Source organism: Janibacter anophelis NBRC 107843, from assembly GCF_001570945.1.
In the GTDB taxonomy this organism is placed as follows: Bacteria; Actinomycetota; Actinomycetes; order Actinomycetales; family Dermatophilaceae; genus Janibacter; species Janibacter anophelis.
In genome coordinates, this window is sequence record NZ_BCSQ01000108.1 from 1 (window position 1) to 2338 (window position 2338).

2 protein-coding genes and 1 pseudogene are annotated in these 2338 nt (G+C 65.1%); all 3 read right to left on the minus strand.

Annotation, left to right across the window (positions count from 1 at the left end; genetic code table 11):
- Positions 1–578, minus strand: a 578-nt coding sequence (locus JAN01S_RS17000; protein ID WP_157075818.1) for a hypothetical protein, incomplete at its 3' end; no start/stop codon positions are given.
- Positions 575–2062 (minus strand): endonuclease toxin domain-containing protein, encoded by a 1488-nt coding sequence (locus JAN01S_RS16320; RefSeq protein WP_157075819.1) that lies wholly within the window; start codon positions 2060–2062, stop codon positions 575–577. The genes JAN01S_RS16320 and JAN01S_RS17000, both read right to left, overlap by 4 nt.
- 68 nt (positions 2063–2130) lie before the next feature.
- Positions 2131–2338 (minus strand): annotated as a pseudogene (locus tag JAN01S_RS17435) (hypothetical protein); the annotation flags it as partial.

Sequence of the window (2338 nt, forward strand, 5' to 3'; positions counted from 1 at the left end):
GTCCAACCCTGCGGTGCACGACGGACCGTGACGGCACCGCCAGCCGGAACCGACGGTTGTCCTGGGTGTTCGCCCTTCCAGGAGCCCGCCGGTCTGAGCACCGACGCGCTGGCCGTCAACGCATCCGTCGTTGCCTCACGCACAGCTGCGCCCACGACCCCTGCAGGGCTGTCAGGGTCCAGTTCCCGCGCTGGAAGGCCACTTCCGACGAACCCTCCGCCCGGCCCCTGCGATCGACGAGATCTCACCAGCAGGCGGTCTCTCGGGAGCGAGACTGTGACGTTGACGCACTCAGCCTCCAGGACTGAGTTCGACGGCAATCCAAGCGCCCTGGCCATCACAGACCCGGTGGGCGAACCATGATCGATCAAGGACGCATCAAGCACACCAGAGCGCCCAAGCATGTCCATCACCGTCGCCCCCAACTCCTCATCGGTCGGGGGCCCGCCCATGTCGCCGACCACAGCGTAGATCTGGCTGTTCGTCGCGCCGGGATGATCAGCGAAGAAGGCCATCGCCCCCACGAAGAACGTGTCGCCGTGGCGATACACATTCGCCTGCAGCTTTGCCTTGCTCATGGGTACTCGTGGACCTCCAACGCGATCTTCTTTTCGTCTGCTCGCGCTCGAACCCGCGCGACAGCCTCCCAGTCTGCCTTGCTCATGGTGCCCGGTCGCAGAAACACTTCGAGAACCTTCTTCTCGTAATGGTCCTCAGTGACTTCGACGAAATTGCCGTTCGCCTTCGACAGCTTCTCCCCTTCTTCGAACCGGTCCAGTTGGTCGAGGTAGTCGTTCAGCTTGCTCTCGATGGCCTTGGGTTTGCCGTCGTACGTGGGGAGCGAGGGGTCCAACGTCTTCGTGCTCACCGCCCGGTCGACGCCATCCACGGTCTCGACTCGGTCGATCGTCTGGAATCCCGGGGGCAGGTTGCCCTTGTTCAGAGCCTCGATGATCAGACCTCTGGGCTCATTGCCGGCATTCCAGACGTCATCCGGGGTCTGGATGTCGTTCTTGGCTATCCGCTGCTGCGCCCTTTCAGCGTTGAGGGCATAGGCCTTCTCGAAGGGGTCGTCACTGTCCTTGAGATCCGTCGCCTTGTTCAGGTCAGCAAGATCGTCATCCCACGTCCTTGTGACCACCCGAGCCCGCTTGGCACCTGTGAACACGTCGATCAGTTCACGCAGCGCCTTGGTCGCGCCCTTGGCTGCGAACCCGCCTGCGGGGATCAAGGTCGAGGCCGCGCCAGCCTGGTCCAAGCCGGACGCCCCGCCCCACCACCCCTTGGGGTCATCGGCCATCTCCGTGGTGTCGTTGACAGTGCCCTTGACCACGTTCCAGGCGGTGCCCGGAACAGTAGGGCCCAAAGCCCGATCCAGCGGCGAGACGAACATGTCGACGTACTCGACCGCGTCATTGGCCCGATGCAACGCCCAGCGGTTGTGCGCGATGCCGGGCAGGTCCCGCACGTGGTCCTTGTAGACGTCATTGGCCCAGTCCGTGCCCTGATCGACCAGCTCGAGATACTTGTTCCGGAACTTGTCCGGCATCGGCCACGGCACGAACATCGCCTCGAACCACGTCAGCCCGGACGCCTGCCAGTCCTCATAGATCCGCCGGTAGTAGTTCAACGGTCCGGAAACGATCGGGTTGTTGATCGGTGAAGTCAGCCCAGCCAAGCCGGGTACCTTCAACCCCGCGCGGACGTCCGACCAGTCACCACCCATGACGTTCCTGACGTCGAACGGCCCGGCAACAGAGTCAGGCAGGTCAATCCCAAAGAGCGGGCGACCCGGACCCGTACCCGGCCCGGGCGCGCCACCGCGAACCCCGCTGCAGCCGGAGGCGCGGTCCTGCTGTTCGGCCTGCTCAATCAGCAACCGCGCCAACAACGACAGCCGCTCCGCGGCCGTCGTCAACAGAGGCCCCGCGGACTGCCAGTCCCCGGCAAAGCCCTCCGTGTCAGGCCCAGCCCAGGCCTCGAGCAACACCCCCATCGACACCGTGCCCGACTGCTCCACCTGCAACGACTGATTGGCCGAGACCGACAGGTCCTCGGCCACCCGCCGCAACCGGCCCGTGTCCGCGCCGTGCGAGACCCCCACACTCATACCCCTGCGCCCCCAACAGTTCAGTTCGTCGAGGTCGCGACGGCTTGGGCCTCACCGACGCGGATGGTGGTGGTCCGCTCCAGCTCCATCGGGATCGTGCCGGACTGGCCCAGCCCGGACCACTGCACCTCCCACGACGCGGTGACGGTCACGTCGTACTCACCGGCCTGCGTGTACCGGTGCCCGCAGTCCGGGAGTCCGTGATCCCGAACGAGACGTCGTACTTGG